Origin of the sequence: Arsenophonus endosymbiont of Bemisia tabaci Q2 (genome assembly GCF_902713415.1) — a bacterium.
In the GTDB taxonomy this organism is placed as follows: Bacteria; Pseudomonadota; Gammaproteobacteria; order Enterobacterales; family Enterobacteriaceae; genus Arsenophonus.
In genome coordinates, this window is sequence record NZ_CACTIE010000320.1 from 1 (window position 1) to 764 (window position 764).

Sequence of the window (764 nt, forward strand, 5' to 3'; positions counted from 1 at the left end):
TCGGATACTCAACCCTTCTTCTTCCATCGTAAACATCACTTTACTTCTAAAATCAATTGAATAGCTCATATAAATAATGTCATCAAAATTAAGTCGCTTATCTATAACTGAATGGAAAAAACACATTAATAGCTAAAAACTGGCTAACGCCCTCAATTTACTAGCTGAGTTTTACTCAATAACTGGTATGGTAGCAAAAACATTAAAACGATGTTTATCGGTAACGATTAAACTGAAATTACTTCCCCCATTTGCCAATTGTATATCATATTTGACATCATCTCTTAACATAAGACTTTCATCGGGTAACCATAACGCTAGCAAATGTTTTCCACTTTTTATATTAATAACCTGACAGGAAATACTAAATGTATATCCCCTACCCGCAGCACACATCTCAGCACCAGCAGGCAAAAAAACTGCCATTTCATCTCATGTTGCTCATCGAGTAACACAATAGCAATTGGCCTCACGTTTACTGGTCGGGAAAAACCATAATTTTTTAGGTTAAACTTTAAATCAAAATAATCACCGACTTTAACAAAAAATGGGTAAGCCGCTTCTTCAAGTGTCAACCTATAGCCAAGATGATCTCTAATATATTCAAAGTCGCTTCTTGTTATATAATTTTCCTTTGTTTGATCCCCAAAATAATCCCGGTCACAGATATAGCTAAGCGACTTAATTTTGATTACAAAATATATGTTTTTCTCCAATATAAATTTACTGATATAGAGTAATTACTTGTAATCATTTTAAAGTCG

At 33.1% G+C, this 764-nt stretch carries 1 protein-coding gene; it reads right to left on the minus strand.

What is annotated here, in order from left to right; translation table 11 throughout:
* Positions 1-338 precede the first annotated feature (338 nt).
* Entirely contained in the window at positions 339-716 is a 378-nt protein-coding gene (locus tag ARSQ2_RS11710) for a DUF4832 domain-containing protein (RefSeq protein WP_181995390.1), read from the minus strand.
* Positions 717-764: the final 48 nt, after the last annotated feature.